This is a genomic window from Streptomyces sp. NBC_01334, from assembly GCF_035983595.1.
Classification (GTDB): Bacteria; Actinomycetota; Actinomycetes; order Streptomycetales; family Streptomycetaceae; genus Streptomyces; species Streptomyces coriariae.
Genome location: NZ_CP130718.1, coordinates 8,396,614 through 8,410,224 on the forward strand (window position 1 = coordinate 8,396,614; position 13,611 = coordinate 8,410,224).

The following is a 13,611-nucleotide window of genomic DNA, read 5'->3' on the forward strand; positions in this document are numbered from 1 at the left end:
ACGGCCTTGGTACTACTGCACTTCGTGGACCTCGACCCCGATCTCGCCGCGCTGCGCCCGCTCGGCCCCTTCTTCGCCCTGCGCACACGACTGCGCGGCACAGGAGAGCCGGCCGCGCCGCCGCCGACCCTCGCCCGGGCCTACCCGGAGCCGGCCTGCCGGAGGACCTCCGTGAGCGCGGCACCGGACGTCCACGGGGATCCGCTGTCCTTCCGGGTCCGCAAGGTGGCCCGGGCCCTGCGCGCCCCCGAGGACCGGATCGGGGCCTCGGTGGCGCAGCAGGGCCTCGCGGCCCGCCTCTGGTCGGTGGCGCTCGGCTGCGCCGTCCTGTACGGGAGCGTTCCCGACCTCGCTCCGGGGCTGCTGTGCTGGGACCCGGACGCGGCCGCCCCGGACGACCTGTGGCTGACCGAGGTGCGGGCCCGGCCGGGGGACGCGGCGACCGTGGCCGCGGTGGTCCTCGACGGCCACCTCGAACCCCTCTCCGCGGCGCTGCGCGCCCGCCATCCGGTCGCGTCGGGCCTGCTGCGGGGCAACTCCGGATCCGCGCTGGCCGGGGCCGCCCGGCAGCTGGATCTGTGGGCCCGCACGCACGGCCGTCCCGACGTCGCCGCACGCGCGCGTGCCCTCACCGCGGAGCTGTTCACCCACCCCCTCCTCGCGGACACCGGGACGCTCCTCACCGACAACGGGACATCGGCCGGCACCGCCTTCCGCCGCCGCAGCTGCTGCCTGTACTACCGGGTGCCCGGCGGGGGTGTCTGCGGCGACTGTTGCTTCACACGACCCCCGCGCTCTTCCCCACGCGCCCCGTCTGGGTGACCATGAAGGGAGCCGATCGCTGAGAGTGGGGGTTCCGGGGTGCGAGTGGGACTGCTGACCCGGGAGTATCCCCCGGACGTGTACGGCGGCGCGGGCGTCCATGTGGAGTTCCTGGCCCGCGAGTTGAGGCGGCTGGTCGACCTCGACGTGCACTGCTGGGGCGAGGGCCGCACCGAGGGCGTCCAGCGGCATCGCCCCTGGTCCGCGCTGGACGGCGCCAACGACGCGCTGCGCACCTTCTCCGTGGACCTCGCCATGGCGGCCGCCCTCGAAGGCCGCGAGCTCGTCCACTCCCACACCTGGTACGCCAACCTCGCCGGCCACCTCGCCAAGGAGCTGTACGGCGTCCCGCACGTGGTCACCGCGCACTCGCTGGAGCCCCTGCGGCCCTGGAAGGCCGAGCAACTCGGCGGCGGCTACGCCCTGTCGAGCTGGGCCGAGCGGACCGCGGTGGAGGCCGCCGACGCGGTGATCGCCGTCTCCGCAGCGATGCGCGAGGACATCCTCGCCTGCTACCCGACGCTCGCCCCGGACCGGGTCCACGTTGTCCACAACGGCATCGACACCGCCCTGTACCGTCCCGATCACGGCACCGACGCCCTCACCCGGATCGGCCTCGACCCGGACCGCCCGTTCGTGCTGTTCGTCGGCCGTATCACCCGGCAGAAGGGTGTGCCCCATCTGCTGCGCGCGGTCCGGGACATCGACCCCGCGGCGCAGGTCGTGCTGTGCGCGGGAGCGCCCGACACCCCGGAGATCGACCAGGAGTTCCGCGATCTCTTCGCAGGGCTGAGCCGGGCCCGTGACGGCGTGCACTGGATCCCGAAGATGCTGCCGCGCCCCGAGGTGATCCAACTCCTCACGCACGCCGCCGTGTTCGTCTGCCCCTCGGTGTACGAACCGCTCGGCATCGTCAATCTGGAGGCGATGGCCTGCGGCACTCCCGTCGTGGCCTCCCGGGTCGGCGGCATCCCGGAGGTCGTCGAGGACGGGGTGACCGGGACGCTCGTGGAGGTGGACGACGATTTCGAGGCGGGCCTCGCACGGGCGCTGGACGCGGTCCTCGGTGACCCGGCGGCCGGCCGCCGGATGGGCGAGGCCGGGCGGGCGCGCGCGGTGGGGGAGTTCGGCTGGGACGCGGTGGCCCGGCGGACGGTCGGGCTGTACGAGGAGATCGTCAAACAGGCTTAGTTCCCCCGGCCGGGGGCAACCATGGTTCAACCAGGGTGAGGGGAGCGGCCATGCGTCGTGGTGGGCCTTCGGTGCTCGGAATCGTGCTGGCGGGTGGTGAGGGCAAACGCCTGATGCCTCTCACGGCTGACCGCGCCAAACCAGCGGTCACCTTCGGCGGCACGTACCGGCTCGTCGACTTCGTGCTGTCCAACCTGGTCAACGCGGACGTCCTGCGCATCTGTGTGCTGACGCAGTACAAGTCGCACTCGCTGGACCGGCACATCACCACCACCTGGCGGATGTCCAGCCTGCTCGGCAACTACGTCACGCCGGTCCCGGCCCAGCAGCGGCTCGGCCCGCGCTGGTACCTCGGCAGCGCCGACGCCATCCTCCAGTCGCTGAACCTCATCTACGACGAGCGGCCCGAGTACGTGGCCGTGTTCGGCGCCGACCACGTGTACCGCATGGATCCGCGCCAGATGCTCACCCAGCACATCGACAGCGGCGCCGGCGTGACCGTGGCCGGGATCCGGGTCCCGCGCGGCGAGTCCTCCTCCTTCGGGGTGATCACCCCGGGCTCGGACGGGCTGACGGTCGAACGCTTCCTGGAGAAGCCGGCCGACCCGCCGGGGCTCGCCGACGACCCGGAGAGCGTGTTCGCGTCGATGGGCAACTACATCTTCACCACCAAGGCGCTCATCGAGGCGCTCCAGCGGGACGCCGAGGACGAGAGCTCCGTCCACGACATGGGCGGCTCGATCCTGCCCGCGCTCACCCAGCGCGGCGAGGCCCAGCTGTACGACTTCCACGACAACCACGTGCCCGGCGAGACCACCCGGGACCAGGGCTACTGGCGGGACGTCGGCACGCTCGACGCGTACTACGACGCCCATATGGACCTGATCGCCGAGCGCCCCGCCTTCAACCTGTACAACCGCAGCTGGCCCATCTACACCCACTCGGGCCAGCTGTCCCCCGCGCGTTTCAACGCGGGAGGCATCGCCGGCGAGTCGATCATCAGTTCGGGGTGCCTGATCCGCGGACAGGTCACCCGCTCGGTGCTGTCGCCGGGTGTGGTGGTCGACCCGGGAGCGGTCGTGCAGGGCTCGATCCTGCACGACAACGTGCACATCGGACGGGGTGCGGTCGTGCGCGGGGCGGTGCTCGACAAGAACGTGGAGGTTCCTCCGGGTGCGACCATCGGCGTGAACCCGGAGCGGGACGCGGAGCTGTACACGGTGTCGAAGGGCGGCGTGATTGCCCTGGGTAAGGGCCAGCAGGTGTCCTGAACTTAATGCGCTGTTAACTGTGTGTAGCTTGATCGTACTTGACCGTAATCGCCCGGGCGCGCTTGACTGATGGCCTCCACTCTTAGCCGACGCGAGGCAAGCCCTTGACTGCTGACGATCTGCTGGCCCCCCTCGACCTGGCGTTCTGGAACCTCGAGTCGGCCGAGCACCCCATGCACCTGGGAGCGCTCGGCGTCTTCACGGCGCAGTCGCCCACCGCGGGCGCCCACGCCGCCGACCTGCTCGCGGCCCGTGCCGCCGCCGTTCCCGGACTGCGCATGCGGATCCGGGACCTGTGGCGGCCGTTCGACCGCTCGGAACCGTTCGACCTGCGCCGGTCGCTCGCCTTCGGCGGCGCGACCCGGGAGGCGGACCCCGACTTCGACCCCCTGCACCACGTCACGCTGCACGCGCCCACCGCCGACTTCCAGGCCGAGGCCGGGCGGCTCATGGAACGCCCCCTGGAGCGCGGCCGCCCGCCCTGGGAGGCCCACGTCCTGCCCGACGAGGACGGCTGCCGCTTCGCCGTGCTCTTCAAGTTCCACCACGCCCTCGCCGACGGACTGCGCGCCCTGACCCTGGCCGCGGCCGTCCTCGACCCCATGGATCTGCCCGCCCCCCGCCCCCGCCCCGCCGCACCGGCCCGCGGGGCCCTTCCCGACGTGCGCAGACTGCCCGGCCTGCTGCGCGGAGCCGTCTCCGACGTGGGCCGCGCCCTCGACATCGGCGCCTCCGTCGCCGTGCACACCCTGGGCATGTGCCCCACCCCCGCTCTCACCGCCGCGTCCACCGGCACCCGCCGCACCGCCGGCGTCGTCATCGACCTCGACGACGTGCACCGGATCCGCAAGGTCGCCGGCGGCACCGTCAACGACGTGCTGATCGCGGTCGTCGCCGGAGCCCTGCGCCGCTGGCTCGACGAACGCGGCGACGGCAGCGAGGGCGTGGTGCCGCGCGCGCTCATCCCCGTCTCCAAGCGCCGCCCGCGCAGCGCCCACCCCCAGGGCAACCGGCTCTCCGGGTACCTGATGCGGCTTCCCGTCGACGACCCGGACCCGCTGCGACGCCTCGCCACGGTCCGCGCCGCCATGGACCGCAACAAGGACGCGGGCCCCGGCCGGGGCGCCGGCGCCGTCGCCCTGCTCGCCGACCACGTCCCTGCCCTCGGCCACCGTCTCGGCGGCCCGCTGGTCGGCCACGCCGCCCGGCTCTGGTTCGACATCCTCGTCACCAGCGTCCCCCTGCCCGGCTTCGGCCTGAAGCTCGGCGGGAACCCGGTGACCGAGGTCTTCCCGTACGCCCCGCTAGCCCGCGGCCAGGCCCTCGCGGTCGCCGTCTCCACCTACCGCGGCCAGATCCACTACGGGCTCGTCGCCGACGCCGAGGCGGTCCCCGATCTCGACCGGTTCGCCCGCGCCCTGACCGCCGAGGTGGAGACGCTCATCACGGCCTGCGGCTCTTGACGGGAACGGGTTTGGAGGAGCGGCCCGGCGCTCCGTAAAATTCGTCCTTCGAGGGCGGACTCGGTCGGAGCGCCGCACGGGTGATCAGGGAAGCGGCAGCGCGATGACGGTGACAGAGGACGGCTCGACGGCGGTCACGGAGGAGGTCGTGGACGAGGTCGTGTACGGGCCCGGCATCGACCCGGAGCGGCTCGCCGTCTGCCTCGCCGTGCTGGACGAGCTCGACAAGCTGGACGTCGACCACCCCGACGCGATCGCCGTGCGCCGGGCCACCGCCGGCGTCTACCGCACCGTGAAGCAGCGCCGCCGCCAGGACCGCCGGGCCGCCAAGACCGCCCACGACAAGGCGGTCACCGAGGCCACCGCGACCGGCTCCGCCCAGCGCATCGACGACGAGACCGAGGGCATCCTGCCGTCCTCGGTCACCGAGGAGGGCAGGATCGCCGGGATACTCCAGCGCCCGCGCTCCTGCTACACCTGCAAGACCCGGTACGTCGAGGTCGACTACTTCTACCACCAGCTCTGTCCCGAGTGCGCCCGCCTGAACCGCGACAAGCGCGACGTGCGCGCCGACCTCACCGGCAAGCGTGCCCTGCTCACCGGCGGCCGCGCCAAGATCGGCATGTACATCGCGCTGAGGCTGCTGCGGGACGGCGCGCACACGACGATCACGACCCGCTTCCCCAAGGACGCCATCCGCCGCTTCAAGGCCATGGACGACTCGGGGGACTGGATGCACCGCCTGGAGGTCGTCGGCATCGACCTGCGCGACCCGGCGCAGGCCGTGGCCCTCGCCGACCAGGTCGCCGAAGCGGGCCCCCTCGACATCCTCGTCAACAACGCGACGCAGACCGTACGGCGACTGCCCTCCGCGTACGCCGCCCTGGTCGACGGCGAGAGCGCGCCGCTGCCGGCCGGCGAGCTGCCAGCCCACCACGTCATCGGCGCCTTCGGCTCCGGCGCGGTCGACGGGCTGGCCACCCTGCCCGCCGGAATCTCCGGCATCGACGCCCAGCAGGTCGCCGACCTCGCCCTGGTCGCGGGCAACGCCAGCATCGCCCGGCACCTCGACGGCACCGCCATCGACGCGGGCGGTCTGGTCCCCGACGTCGTCGACACCAACACCTGGGTGCAGACGATCGAGCAGATCTCCCCGGTGGAGCTCCTCGAGACCCAGCTGTGCAACTACACGGCGCCGTTCATCCTGATCAGCAAGCTCCGTCCGGCCATGGCCGACGCCGCAAGGAAGGCGACCAGCGGCCGCGCGTACGTCGTCAACGTCTCGGCCATGGAGGGCGTCTTCGGCCGTGGCTACAAGGGCGCGGGACACCCGAACACCAACGCCGCCAAGGCCGCGATGAACATGGTGACGCGGACCAGCGGCCAGGAGATGTTCCAGGCCGACGGCATCCTCATGACCTCGGTCGACACCGGCTGGATCACCGACGAGCGCCCGCACTACGACAAGCTGCGTCTCGCCGAGGAGGGCTTCCACGCCCCGCTCGACCTGGTCGACGGCGCGGCCCGCGTCTACGACCCGATCGTGCGCGGCGAACAGGGTGAGGATCTGTACGGGGTGTTCCTGAAGGACTACGCGCCCGGTAAGTGGTAAGGCCGTTCTACTGCGGTGGTCGGGTGGGGGTCGTGGGGGCTGGTCGCACAGTTCCCCGCGCCCCTCGGGTGGCGGTGTGCGCCCGGCGCACCCTCGTGCCGCCGTCCACCAGCAGATCCGCCCCGGTGATCCACTTCGCCTCTTCGGAGCACAGCCAGACCACCGCTCGCGCCACGTCGTCCGGTTCCCCGATCCGGCCCAGTGGCAGGGCCGCCGCCATCTCCTCCTCTCCCGGCTCCCATACGAACCGGGCCATCTCGGTGCGCACCAGGCCGGGGGAGACGGAGTTCACCCGCACTCCCGGGCCCAGTTCGCCCGCGAGCTGCTGGGTGAGGTGGAGGAGGGCCGCCTTGCTGGTGCCGTAGGCGCCGACGCCGGGGCCGACGTGTCCCGCGCCCTCCGTGCAGATGTTGACGACCGCGCCGCCGTGCTCACGCATCCAGCCCCGCCACGCGCACTGCACCAGCAGCAGCGGCGCCTCGACGTTCACCGTGAACGCCTCCCGCCAGGCGCCGGGATCGGCGTCCATGAGCGGTCCGTAGGGCTGGTTGGTCGCCGCGTTGTTGACCAGCACGTCCAGCCGGCCGAAGGCGTCCAGGCACAGCTCGGTCAGCTTCCGGGGGTGCTCCGGGTCCCCGACGTCACCGGCCAGTCCGACACCGTCCAGCGCCCCGGCCGCGCGGCGCACCCGGTCCGGGTCCCGCGCGCTGACGCACACCCGTGCCCCGGCGTCGGCGAGCGCCCGTGCCACCGCCCAGCCGATCCCGCGCGTGGCCCCCGTGACGACGGCGGCCCTGCCCCGCAACCCGTACGACGACGTCATCGGCGTACCGTCTCATGACGCTCCGTCAGTCGACAGCCCCAAGACGCGAGTTCCGCGCCGCCAGCAGTTCCAGCACCGTGCGCCAGTCCTCCAGCACGCCCGCGTCGAACCCGGGCACCCGGCCGTCCTCGTCGGCCTGGCGCAGGCTGAGCAGATCGTCGTCGGCGGTGGGCCCGTGCCAGGGGTGCAGGTGGACGAGACGGGAGACCCGGGCGCCGAGCAGAGGGCGTACGGCCTCGGCGGCCCGTTCCGGCCGGCCGGTGGCGTCGGTGGGGCACAGCAGGTGACCGATGGGGTGGACGAGCCCGGTGAGCTGGAGCTCCTTGTCGGCGGGGCGACTGCGGCGCAGCAGTGCCGCCGTCTGGAGCGCGTGATCGTGCAGGTCGACGCCGGGCCTGCCGCGGTCGGGGGTGTCCCGCACGCCCCGGCAGGCGTACAGCAGGTCCATCAGCTCCTCGACGCTGCGCAGCTCCATGCGTCAGTCCTTCCGCGAGACCGCCGTTGCCGGACGCCAGCAGACCATGGCCTGCTTGCGACCGGACGAACGGCACTTGAACTGCGCGACGGACTCGCGGGCGAATGCGCGGCCCCTCTGGGCCGCCACGCCCAGCAATATCCCCCGGACGGGTGAATCCAGAAGGTGCATCAGGGTGGAAAAAGGTTCAATTCACCTGCGGTGACATACGGGTGACTTGCCATGGTTACCCCAAATTTTCAGCCCTATCGAGCGGCCACCCGCTCATTTGGTTAATGTGTAGCGGACGGACAGCAGTACGGAGTGCCACCCACACCCACGGTCCGTCATGGGACAGGCCGCTTCACAACGGCTCGCCCTCCAAGAAGTTGCCGGCGCCACCGCGTCCTCGACCGACTTGAGCCAGCCCCGAGGGAGCGTCAGGCGCCGGACCGCAGACTGGCCGGCACGCCCCGAGGGTGACCCGACACATAAGGAGTGCGCGGTGACACCGGAGAAGACGAATCGCGAGCAACGTCCCAAGGAACGCCCGGAGCGGGCCGGCCGTCGGCCCGGCGAGATCGGCAGCCTCGACGTGTGGGCCCGCTCCGCCCCCATCCGCCTGGCGGGCTACGAGGAGGACCTCGCCGAGCCCCACATCCTGCCCAGCGTGGACTGACCGCTCGCGGTCGCCCGGCCTGGGTGTGCGCCAGGCACGCCCACGCCGGGCCCGCTCTCTCCGCTCAGTCGAGCGGAGCCGTCCGTCGCCACGGACGCAGACTCTCCAACTGCTCGGCCAGCCGCAGCAGTTCGCTTTCCCGCCCCGGCAGGCTCACCAGCTGCACCGCGGTGGGAGCACCGGACGGCAGTGTGCCGAAGGGGACCGCCATGGCGGGCCAGCCGGTCAGGTTCCACGGCGGCGTCAGCGGCGAGTAGTTCGTGTTCACCAGGACGTTGCGCAGCCAGCCCCGCTCGTGCCACGGCACCGACTTCGGTGAGCGTCGCGCCAGCGCCGGAGTGAGCAGCACGTCGTACTCCGCGAAGAACGGCTCGAGGCGTCGGCGCAGTGCGTCCCGTGCCGAGCCGCCCCGCACCCCGGACAGGAAGCGCCGGCCGACGGCCGCGTGCACCCGGGTGCGCCGGGTCAGCAGCCGTGGGTCGAGGTTCGCGGCGTCCACCGCCGTGCCCGCGGTCCAGTGCGCGAGCGAGGTGACGCCCAGCGACAGCGGATACGGCGGCTCGGCCCGTTCCACGTGATGTCCCGCCCGGACCAGCACCCCGGCCGCGTCCCGTGCGGCGCCCGTGTACGGCTTGCTCACCGTGACCCCGGCCAGCGGGCTGCGCACGGAGACGGCGATCTTCAGCGCACCGGGCTCACCGGCCGCCGCGACGTCGGTGTCCGCGAGGACCGACAGCATCAGCCGCGTGTCCTCGACCGTCGTCGCCAGCGGACCGTTCTCCGACATCCCGAACCAGTCGCCCTCGCCGATCCCGGCCGGCACCACGCCGTAACCCGGCTTGATGGTCACCAGGCCGCAGTTGGCCGCCGGGATGCGCAGCGAGCCCATGCCGTCGTTGCCGAGGGCGATCGGTACCAGGCCCGCGGCGACCGCGGCCGCGCTGCCGCCCGACGAACCGCCCGCCGTGCGGGAGGTGTCCCAGGGATTGCGTGCGGTGCCGTGCACGCCCTCCGTGGTGCCGAAGACACACAGCTCCGGCACATTGGTCAGGCCGACGACCACCGCACCGGCCGCCCGCAGCCGCGCCACCGTCACATGGTCGGCGTCGGCCGGGGTGTCCGGTGTCGCGGCCGAGCCGACGCGGGTCGACTCGCCCCGCACACCGAGGTTGTCCTTGACCGCCACCGGCACCCCGGCCAGTGGCAGTCCGGTCAGGTCGCCGCGGGCGGCCAGCTCGTCGGCCTCGGCCAGGGCGGCTCGGGCCCGGACCGTGCGGAACGCTCCGATCCGGCCATCCAGCCGCTCGATCCGCGCGAGATGCTCGGCCACCACCTCACGGGGCGTGACCTCCTTCGCGCGTACGGCGGCGGCGATCTCGACGGCGGTCCGGCCGACCCAGCTGGTCACAGGCAGCTCCCTCGGTGTGCGTGCACTACTGGCGAGTACGTAGGAGAACTCTGCCCGGCCGGGAGTCCCGCGTCGAGAGGCGGCCGTGGCTCAGGGCCCCACCTGCCCCCTGAGCCACTCCTCCACCTCGCCCACATGGGCGGCCGCCGCCGCCCGGGCGGCCTCCGGGTCACGGGCGGCCAGCGCGCGGTGGATCGCGGCGTGTTCGCGGCGGGTCCGGGCGAAGGCGCCCTCCTCCTGATAGCCGCGCCAGACGCGGGCCCGGAAGGTGCGTGAGGACAGGCCCTCCAGGATCGCCGCCATCGTCTCGTTGCCGGCGGCCGCCGCGATCACCCGGTGGAACTCCAGGTCGTGCGCGAGGATCTCCTCCGCGTCGTCCGTCGCGTTCATCGCCGCCAGGTGCCCCTCCACGGCGGCCAGCTGCTCCGGGGTGATGCGGGCCGCGGCCAGTGCGGTGGCCGTCGACTCCAGGATCCGGCGTACCTGGAGCAGTTCGACCAGGCGCGGCCCCCGCGACAGATCGGCCACCACCCCGAACGTCTCCAGCAGGTCCCCCGCCTTCAGCGCGGTGACGTAGATCCCGGAGCCGTGCCGGGCCTCCAGCACCCCCAGCACCGTGAGCGCCCGGATCGCCTCGCGCATCGAGCTGCGGGAGATGCCCAGCTCGACCGCGAGATCGCGCTCGGTCGGCAGCCGCTGGCCGGGCTCCAGCGACCCGTCGGTGATCATCGCCTTGATCCGCTCGATGGCGCGCTGTGTCACCGTGCCCTTCGGGACGCCGGTCCCGCTGCGCGGAGTGTCTTCCACGTGGCCTCTCCTGTCGCCGATGCGCCGCGATCCCCAGCGATGTGGTCGGACCACTTGGGCATGCAACTCGCCAAAAAGCTACCCGGGGGGTGTCGGTGAGCGGAAGTGGTCTGATAAATATGCGGCACGTAACCCGCCGGCGACTTCCGGGCCGCCGACCTCGTGATCCGGAAGGAGAAGGCGGCGTGAGCGACTTCGAAGGGCTGACGGCCCTGGTGACGGGGGGCGGCTCCGGTATCGGCCGGGCGACCGCGGAGCTCCTGGCCGAGCGCGGCGCCCGGGTCGCCGTCCTCGACCTGGACCCGTCGGGAGTGCAGAAGCCCCTGCTCGGTTATCTCGCCGACGTCACCGACGACGCCTCCGTGCGGGCGGCGGTCGCGGCCGCCGTCACCGACCTCGGGGGGCTGGACATCCTGGTCAACAACGCGGGTGTCGGCGCCCAGGGCACCGTCGAGGACAACGACGACGCCGAATGGCACCGGGTCCTCGACGTCAACGTCCTCGGCATGGTCCGCGCGGCCCGCGCCGCCCTGCCCCACCTGAGGCGCTCCTCGCACGCGGCGATCGTCAACACCTGTTCCATCGCCGCCACCGCCGGTCTGCCGCAGCGCGCCCTCTACAGCGCGACCAAGGGCGCGGTGTACTCGCTGACCCTCGCCATGGCAGCCGACCACGTACGCGAGGGCATCCGCGTCAACTGCGTCAACCCCGGCACCGCGGACACCCCGTGGATCGGCCGGCTGCTCGACGCGGCCGACGACCCGGCCGCCGAGCGCGCCGCCCTGGAGGCCCGCCAGCCCAGCGGCCGGCTCGTCGGCGCCGACGAGGTCGCGGGCGCCATCGCCTATCTGGCGAGCCCCCTGTCCGGCGCCACCACCGGTACCTCACTCGCCGTCGACGGCGGGATGCAGGGCCTGCGGCTGCGGCCGGTGGGCCGGTGAACACCCTCGGACGCAGCGGCGTCCCGGTAAGTCCGCTCGCCTTCGGCGCCGCCGTCATCGGCAACCTCTTCACCGAGGTCGGCGAGGAGCAGGCGTACGAGGCGGTGGCCGCCGCCTGGCAGCAGGGCATCCGCTACTTCGACACGGCGCCGCACTACGGTCTCGGCCTGTCCGAACGCCGCCTCGGCGCGGCCCTGCGCGAGCACCCGCGCTCGCGGTACACGGTCTCGACCAAGGTGGGCCGCCGCCTGGAGGCCACGGACCGGGGCGGCGACGACCTGGCCGACGGCTTCGCCGTCCCCGCCACGCACCGCCGCGTATGGGACTTCAGCGCCGACGGCGTACGACGCACCCTGGAGGCCAGTCTGGAACGACTCGGCCTCGACCGCGTGGACGTCGTCTATCTGCACGACCCCGACGACCACGCCGAACAGGCCTTCCGGGAGGGTTACCCGGCGCTGGAGAAACTGCGCGCGGAGGGCGTCGTCGGGGCGATCGGCGCCGGCATGAACCAGGCGGAGATGCTCACGCGCTTCGTCCGGGACACGGACGTCGACGTGGTGCTGTGCGCGGGCCGGTACACGCTGCTCGACCAGCGGGCCCGGGCCGAGCTGCTGCCCGCCGCCGTCGAGCGTGGCGTGTCGGTGGTCGTCGGGGGCGCCTTCAACTCCGGTCTGCTGGCCGACCCCCGGCCCGGCGCCACCTTCGACTACGCGCAGGCCCCGGCCGGGCTGCTGGACCGGGCCCTGCGGATGAAGGAGACCGCCGACCGGCACGGCATCACCCTGCGGGCCGCCGCCCTGGCGTTCTGCGCTGCCCACCCGGCCGTGGCGAGCGTCCTGGTCGGCACCCGCTCGGCGGCCGAAGTGCGGGACTGCGCCGAGCAGTTCACGACCCAGGTCCCCGCCGCCTTCTGGCAGGAGCTGCGGGACACGGGTCTGCTTCCCCCCGAGGAGCCGTCATGAGGGTCGCCCTGCACACCAGGGTCCGTGCGGACCGCGTCGCCGCGTACGAGGCCGCGCACCGGGAGGTGCCGAAGGAGCTGACGGACGCCATCCGCGCCGCCGGCGCCACCTCCTGGACGATCTGGCGCAGCGGCACCGATCTGTTCCATGTCCTGGAGTGCGAGGACTACCCGCGCCTCCTCGCCGAGCTGGAGAAGCTTCCGGTCAACGTGGTGTGGCAGGCACGGATGGCCGAGCTGCTCGACGTGGTGCACGACTACTCCGGCGAGGGCGCGGGCGCCGGCCTGCCCGTCGTCTGGGAGCTGCCGTGACCGTCGACGCGCACCACCACCTCTGGGACCTGTCGGTACGGGACCAGGACTGGATCGCCGAAGGCAGCCCGCTCCGGCGGGACTTCACCGTCGACGACCTGGCGCCGGAGGCCCGCGCGGCCGGAGTCGACCGTACGGTCCTCGTCCAGACGGTCACCGTGGCCGAGGAGACCCCCGAGTTCCTGGCCCTCGCGGCCGAGAACGACCTGATCGCGGGTGTCGTCGGCTGGACCGACCTGACCCGCGCGGACGTCGCCGACGAACTGGCCCGGCTGCGGGAACTCCCCGGCGGCCGGTACCTCAAGGGCATCCGCCACCAGGTCCAGGGCGAGCCGGACCCGCGGTGGCTGCTGCGGGCGGACGTGCACCGCGGGCTCACCGCCCTCGCCGCGGCCGGCCTCGTCCACGACCTGGTCGTGCTGCCCCACCAGCTCCCGGCCTGTGTCGAGGCGGCCGCCTCCCTGCCCGGACTCACCTTCGTCCTCGACCACCTGGGCAAGCCGCCGATCGCCTCCGCCGCGCTGGAGCCCTGGGCGTCCCACGTCCGGGCCCTCGCGGCGCTGCCCAACACGGTCTGCAAGCTTTCCGGCATGGTCACCGAGGTCGACCCCGCGTCCTGGACCACCGAGGACCTGCGCCCCTACGCGGACACGGTGCTCGAGGCCTTCGGGCCGGCCCGGCTGATGTTCGGCTCGGACTGGCCGGTGTGCACGCCCACCGCCTCTTACGGTGAAGTCCTGGGCATCGCACGGCAGTTGACCGACCCTGGCACGCACACCGAGATCTTCGGGACCACCGCCGTCCGGGTCTACGACCTCTGAGCCGGCCCCGCGAGCCCGGGCGTGAGCAAGGGGAGGTCGTGGA

14 protein-coding genes are annotated in these 13,611 nt (G+C 72.9%); 10 read left to right on the top strand and 4 right to left on the bottom strand.

Annotated elements, in window-relative coordinates; translation table 11 throughout:
• Nucleotides 1–6: 6 nt before the first annotated feature.
• The 5 genes from OG736_RS37400 to OG736_RS37420 all read left to right on the top strand — a co-directional run bounded on the left by OG736_RS37400 (nt 7) and on the right by OG736_RS37420 (nt 6,359).
• Nucleotides 7–822 carry a (2Fe-2S)-binding protein gene (locus OG736_RS37400; RefSeq protein WP_327186364.1) on the top strand — a complete coding sequence of 272 codons (816 nt, stop codon included), beginning with the start codon at nt 7–9 and terminating at the stop codon, nt 820–822.
• Between the two features lie 39 nt (nt 823–861).
• Nucleotides 862–2,013, top strand: coding sequence for a glycogen synthase (gene glgA, locus OG736_RS37405; protein ID WP_327186365.1), 1,152 nt, complete (start codon nt 862–864; stop codon nt 2,011–2,013).
• A 50-nt stretch (nt 2,014–2,063) separates the two neighbouring features.
• Nucleotides 2,064–3,284, top strand: coding sequence for a glucose-1-phosphate adenylyltransferase (gene glgC / locus OG736_RS37410; RefSeq protein ID WP_327186366.1), 1,221 nt, complete (start codon nt 2,064–2,066; stop codon nt 3,282–3,284).
• A gap of 104 nt (nt 3,285–3,388) precedes the next feature.
• Nucleotides 3,389–4,747, top strand: a complete 1,359-nt coding sequence (locus tag OG736_RS37415; RefSeq protein WP_327186367.1) for a wax ester/triacylglycerol synthase family O-acyltransferase — start codon at nt 3,389–3,391, stop codon at nt 4,745–4,747.
• A gap of 103 nt (nt 4,748–4,850) precedes the next feature.
• A complete protein-coding gene (locus tag OG736_RS37420; protein WP_327186368.1) occupies nt 4,851–6,359 on the top strand; it encodes an SDR family NAD(P)-dependent oxidoreductase in 1,509 nt (502 codons plus the stop codon).
• 7 nt (nt 6,360–6,366) lie between these two features.
• On the opposite strand, the gene OG736_RS37425 is transcribed toward OG736_RS37420, so the two are convergent.
• Nucleotides 6,367–7,182, bottom strand: coding sequence for an SDR family oxidoreductase (locus tag OG736_RS37425; RefSeq protein ID WP_327186369.1), 816 nt, complete (start codon nt 7,180–7,182; stop codon nt 6,367–6,369).
• 25 nt (nt 7,183–7,207) lie between these two features.
• On the bottom strand, nt 7,208–7,657 hold the full coding sequence (locus OG736_RS37430) for a hypothetical protein (protein ID WP_327186370.1): 450 nt from the start codon (nt 7,655–7,657) through the stop codon (nt 7,208–7,210).
• Between the two features lie 484 nt (nt 7,658–8,141).
• Here OG736_RS37430 and OG736_RS37435 point away from each other — a divergent pair, with 484 nt between their 5' ends.
• Nucleotides 8,142–8,315, top strand: coding sequence for a hypothetical protein (locus tag OG736_RS37435; protein WP_020127513.1), 174 nt, complete (start codon nt 8,142–8,144; stop codon nt 8,313–8,315).
• A 64-nt stretch (nt 8,316–8,379) separates the two neighbouring features.
• Here OG736_RS37435 and OG736_RS37440 read toward each other — a convergent pair whose 3' ends face one another.
• Together OG736_RS37440 and OG736_RS37445 are read right to left on the bottom strand one after the other, a co-directional pair.
• Complete coding sequence (locus OG736_RS37440; RefSeq protein WP_327186371.1) at nt 8,380–9,723, bottom strand: amidase; 1,344 nt, start codon at nt 9,721–9,723, stop codon at nt 8,380–8,382.
• Between the two features lie 90 nt (nt 9,724–9,813).
• On the bottom strand, nt 9,814–10,530 hold the full coding sequence (locus tag OG736_RS37445) for a FadR/GntR family transcriptional regulator (RefSeq protein WP_327186372.1): 717 nt from the start codon (nt 10,528–10,530) through the stop codon (nt 9,814–9,816).
• A gap of 185 nt (nt 10,531–10,715) precedes the next feature.
• On the opposite strand from OG736_RS37445, the gene OG736_RS37450 reads away from it, so the two are divergent.
• From OG736_RS37450 to OG736_RS37465, 4 genes are read left to right on the top strand one after another with little or no spacing between them, the layout of a single operon-like run.
• Nucleotides 10,716–11,471 carry an SDR family NAD(P)-dependent oxidoreductase gene (locus tag OG736_RS37450; RefSeq protein ID WP_327186373.1) on the top strand — a complete coding sequence of 252 codons (756 nt, stop codon included), beginning with the start codon at nt 10,716–10,718 and terminating at the stop codon, nt 11,469–11,471.
• A complete protein-coding gene (locus tag OG736_RS37455; protein ID WP_327186374.1) occupies nt 11,468–12,436 on the top strand; it encodes an aldo/keto reductase in 969 nt (322 codons plus the stop codon). Before OG736_RS37450 ends, OG736_RS37455 begins: the two co-directional genes overlap by 4 nt.
• Nucleotides 12,433–12,747, top strand: coding sequence for an L-rhamnose mutarotase (locus OG736_RS37460; protein ID WP_327186375.1), 315 nt, complete (start codon nt 12,433–12,435; stop codon nt 12,745–12,747). Before OG736_RS37455 ends, OG736_RS37460 begins: the two co-directional genes overlap by 4 nt.
• The gene (locus OG736_RS37465; protein WP_327186376.1) at nt 12,744–13,568 is read left to right on the top strand and encodes an amidohydrolase family protein; all 825 of its coding nucleotides are present in this window, start codon (nt 12,744–12,746) and stop codon (nt 13,566–13,568) included. The genes OG736_RS37460 and OG736_RS37465 overlap by 4 nt, the downstream gene beginning before the upstream one ends.
• The last annotated feature ends 43 nt before the right edge of the window (nt 13,569–13,611 follow it).